This window comes from Lysobacter zhanggongensis, assembly GCF_046638635.1.
Classification (GTDB): Bacteria; Pseudomonadota; Gammaproteobacteria; order Xanthomonadales; family Xanthomonadaceae; genus Novilysobacter; species Novilysobacter luteus.
In genome coordinates, this window is sequence record NZ_JBJXHK010000133.1 from 1 (window position 1) to 3,787 (window position 3,787).

Sequence of the window (3,787 nt, forward strand, 5' to 3'; positions counted from 1 at the left end):
GTCGATGCGCCGGGCGCGGTGGCGGCGGCCGGCGCCGACGTGGCGCCACAGCATCGCCTGCGGGTCGCGCGGGGCGCCGCCGTCCTCCCATTCCAGCAGCCAGTCGCGGCGCCAGGCCTGGTACTTCTCGAACACCGCGGCCAGTTCACCGGCCAGGCCCCAGGCCTTCAGCGCGTCGCCTTCGGCGAGGTAGCGCCGCAGCCCCGCCATCGCCGGTGCACGCATCAGCGCCGGGTCACCGAGCGCGGCCAGCAACCGCCAGCGCAAGGCATCGGCATCCAGGTCCTCGCCGGCGCCGTCGACGTTGGCATCCAGCGCGCGGCGCACCAGCTCGCCCGGGGTCAGGAACTCCAGGTTGGCGGCGATCCCGTGCACCCGGGCCAGCCCGGCCTGCAGCCAGCGCCGCATCGCCACCTGCGGGATCAGCACGATGTCCGGGGTCAGCAGCGACTGGCCCGGTGCCGGCGCGCGGAGCTCCTGCGCGAGCAGCCCGGCGAGGACATCCAGCGAATTGGAGTGATACAGGCGGAAATCGGGCGCGGCGGGCATGCGGCCATCTTGCCGCAGCACCGTCGCACCCGCCGAGACCCGGCCGGGTGGGCGGGAGTGGGGCGCCTCGCCGGCACCTGCGACAATGGTGCGCTGGCGTTCAGCCGTACGGCGCGATCCTGCGCGGTTCCCGTGCCTTTCCCGTGGCCCGTCCCGTGCCGGCCACCGCCGTGTCCACCGGAGTATCGATGTCCGAATCCGCCCCCATCGTCCGCATTGCCGGCCTCCGCCTCGACCGCGGCGGCCGCACGGTGTTGCGCGACATCGACCTGGCGGTGCCGCGCGGGCAGGTGGTCGCGGTGCTAGGCCCCTCCGGCAGCGGCAAGTCGACGCTGCTGGCGGCGCTGACCGGCGAGCTGGAGCCCGCGGCCGGCACGGTCGAAGTGCTGGGGCGCCCGGTGCCGCGCAACATGCGCGCGCTGCTGGAGCTGCGAAAGGGCATCGGCGTGCTGTTGCAGGGCAACGGCCTGCTGACCGACCTGACCGCCGCCGAGAACGTCGCCCTGCCGCTGCGCACCCACACCCGCCTGCCGAAGCCGGTGATCGACCGGCTGGTGCGCATGAAGCTCCACGCNCGCGCGCTGCTGGAGCTGCGAAAGGGCATCGGCGTGCTGTTGCAGGGCAACGGCCTGCTGACCGACCTGACCGCCGCCGAGAACGTCGCCCTGCCGCTGCGCACCCACACCCGCCTGCCGAAGCCGGTGATCGACCGGCTGGTGCGCATGAAGCTCCACGCGGTCGGCCTGCGCGCCGCAGCCGACGCGTTTCCGCGGGAGCTGTCGGGCGGCATGGCACGCCGGGTCGCACTGGCACGTGCGCTGGCGCTGGACCCGCCGCTGATGATCTACGACGAACCGCTGACCGGGCTGGACCCGATCGCCTCGGGCGTGGTGATGGAGCTGGTACGCCGCCTCAACGACAGCCTTGGCCTGACCAGCATCGTGGTGACCCACCACGTCCACGAGACGCTTCCGGTGGCCGACCACGCGATCGTGATCGCCAACGGCGGCATCGTGTTCTCCGGCACGCCCGACGCGCTGCAGGCCAGCACCGATCCGCTGGTGCGGCAGTTCCTGGACGGCCAGCCCGACGGGCCGATCCCCTTCGACGCCGCGCCCCGCGGTGCCACGCCATCCCCGATGGAAGCCGCCTGATGCCCTTTGTCGCCGCTACACGTTCGGTCGGCCGAGCCGGCCTGTTCACCCTGTCGGTGATCCGTGCTTCGCGGCCGGGCGCCGACCTCTTCCGCGAATTCGTCCGCGAGATCTACAAGATCGGCGCGCGCTCGCTGCCGATCATCGCCGTCGGCGGGGCCTTCGTCGGCCTGTCGATTACGCTGTTGGGCTACCGCGCGCTCGACACCTACGGCGCGTCCAGCCAGATCAGCGCGCTGGTCGGCCTGGGCCTGTACCGCGAGCTGGCGCCGGTGCTGACCGCGCTGCTGTTCATCGGTCGGGCCGGCAGCTCGATCGCCGCCGAGCTCGGCCTGATGCGCGCCACCGACCAGATCACCGCGCTCGGCCTGATGGCCATCGACCCGGTCGGCAAGGCGGTCGCCCCGCGGTTCTGGGCGGCGGTGCTGTGCGTGCCACTGCTGACCGGCTTCTTCTGCAGCCTGGCCTTGTCGGCGAGCTATTTCGAGGCGGTCCACGTGATCGGCATCGACGCCGGCGTGTTCTGGCAGGTGCTGCGCGACAGCGTCGATTTCGTCGACGACTTCGGCATGGCGCTGGTCAAGTCGGCCGTGTTCGGCGCGGTCGCGGCGCTGGTCGCGGCCTACGTCGGCTTCCACGCCGAACCGACCATCGAGGGCACCTCGGTGGCGACCACCAAGGCGGTGGTCAACGCCTCGCTGCTGGTGCTGATGTTCAATTTCGTCATGTCCGCCCTTCTTTTCAGGTAACCCGCCATGTCCTCACGCGCCCCACGTATCGAATTCGCCGTCGGCGCCTTCCTGCTGCTCGCGCTCGCCTCGCTGCTGGTGCTGGCGATCGCCTCCACTAACGGCAAGTTCGGCTTCGGCGGCAGCCACTACGAGATCACCGCGCGCTTCACCAACCTCGGCCCGCTGCGCGAGAACGCGCCGGTGAAGGTCGGTGGCGTCGCGATCGGCCGCGTCTCCGACATCGCGCTGGACCCGGTCAAGCTCGATTCGGTGGTCACCCTGGCGATCGACGATCGCTATTCGGACCTGCCGGCCGACACCAGCGCCGCGATCCTGACCTCCGGCCTGCTGGGTGAAAGCTATGTCGGCCTGCAGCCGGGCGGCGACCCGGAGCCGCTCAAGGCCGGCGACGCGATCTTCCTGACCCAGTCCTCGGTCGACCTGATCCAGATGGTCGGCAAGTACATGTTCAGCGGCGGGGCGGACAATATGTCCGATCCCGCGAACGGTGCGGAGACCGCGGACGACGCGGTCCCGGCCTACCTGCAGGAAAGCGGTACCGACTCCCCTACGGAATAAACCCATGAAGCGCACCCTCATTGCCCTGTTCGTCTCCGCCGCGCTGCTGGCCGCCGCGCCCGCGACGGTGTTCGCCCAGCCGCAGGCCGCGCCCTCTGCCGCCACGGCGTCGCCCAGCAAGCTGGTGCTCGACAACTCGACCCGCATCCTGTCGACGCTGGAAGCGCGCCGCGCCGAGTTCCGCAACGACCGCGGCGCGCTGCGCGACTTCATCGCCGGCGAGTTCGACAAGATGTTCGACCGCACCTACGCCGCCCGCCTGGTGCTCGGCCGCCACGGCCGCGGCGCCGCCGACGCCGAGGTCGGCCGCTTTGCCGACGCGCTGGCCAACAGCCTGATGCAGCGTTACGGCTCGTCGCTGTTGGACTTCAACAGCCAGCTCAAGGTCCGGGTGAAGTCCGAGACCCCGCTGCGCGGCGGTTCGATGGTCAAGGTCTCCAGCGAGTTCCTGCGCGAGGGTGGCGAGCCGATCCCGGTCGACTACCTGATGCGCAAGACCGGCAGCGAGTGGAAGGTCTTCGACGTGATGGTCGAGGGCGTAAGCTTCGTGCAGACCTTCCGCAACCAGTTCGATGGCCCGCTGTCGCGCCAGTCGATCCCCGAGGTCGCCGCGCAGCTGGAAGCCGGCAAGCTCCAGGCCGGCACCAACTGATGTCGGCGGCGCCGCAGGTCACCCGCGAGGGCGACGCGCTGGTATTCCGCGGCGTGCTCGACCGTGACGCGGTGGCCGCGGCGTGGACGCAGGCCCGGCCGCTGCTGGGCGGCGTCCACCGG

At 71.2% G+C, this 3,787-nt stretch carries 5 protein-coding genes; 4 read left to right on the forward strand and 1 reads right to left on the reverse strand.

All coding sequences use genetic code 11. From position 1 onward, the window contains the following. A partial coding sequence (locus ACKVMH_RS12955; RefSeq protein ID WP_412700603.1) for an exodeoxyribonuclease V subunit gamma occupies nucleotides 1-549 on the reverse strand: 549 nt, incomplete at its 3' end. Nucleotides 550-737: 188 nt separating this feature from the next. Between ACKVMH_RS12955 and ACKVMH_RS12960 the strand changes: the two genes are divergently transcribed. From ACKVMH_RS12960 to ACKVMH_RS12975, 4 genes are read left to right on the forward strand one after another with little or no spacing between them, the layout of a single operon-like run. Beyond that, nucleotides 738-1,703, forward strand: a complete 966-nt coding sequence (locus ACKVMH_RS12960) for an ABC transporter ATP-binding protein (RefSeq protein WP_412700604.1) — start codon at nucleotides 738-740, stop codon at nucleotides 1,701-1,703. Next, a complete protein-coding gene (locus tag ACKVMH_RS12965; RefSeq protein WP_036209832.1) occupies nucleotides 1,703-2,452 on the forward strand; it encodes an MlaE family lipid ABC transporter permease subunit in 750 nt (249 codons plus the stop codon). Before ACKVMH_RS12960 ends, ACKVMH_RS12965 begins: the two co-directional genes overlap by 1 nt. A 6-nt stretch (nucleotides 2,453-2,458) precedes the next feature. Beyond that, nucleotides 2,459-3,013: an outer membrane lipid asymmetry maintenance protein MlaD gene (gene mlaD / locus ACKVMH_RS12970; protein WP_412700605.1), complete on the forward strand. Its 555-nt coding sequence runs from the start codon at nucleotides 2,459-2,461 to the stop codon at nucleotides 3,011-3,013. Nucleotides 3,014-3,017: 4 nt separating this feature from the next. After that, nucleotides 3,018-3,665, forward strand: a complete 648-nt coding sequence (locus tag ACKVMH_RS12975) for an MlaC/ttg2D family ABC transporter substrate-binding protein (RefSeq protein WP_412700606.1) — start codon at nucleotides 3,018-3,020, stop codon at nucleotides 3,663-3,665. Nucleotides 3,666-3,787 lie beyond the last annotated feature (122 nt).

Coding starts and splice junctions, on each gene's coding strand:
- ACKVMH_RS12975 (WP_412700606.1), top strand. CDS start 3,018: ATGAAGCGCACCCTCATTGCCCTGTTCGTCTCCGCCGCGCTGCTGGCC.
- mlaD (WP_412700605.1), top strand. CDS start 2,459: ATGTCCTCACGCGCCCCACGTATCGAATTCGCCGTCGGCGCCTTCCTG.
- ACKVMH_RS12965 (WP_036209832.1), top strand. CDS start 1,703: ATGCCCTTTGTCGCCGCTACACGTTCGGTCGGCCGAGCCGGCCTGTTC.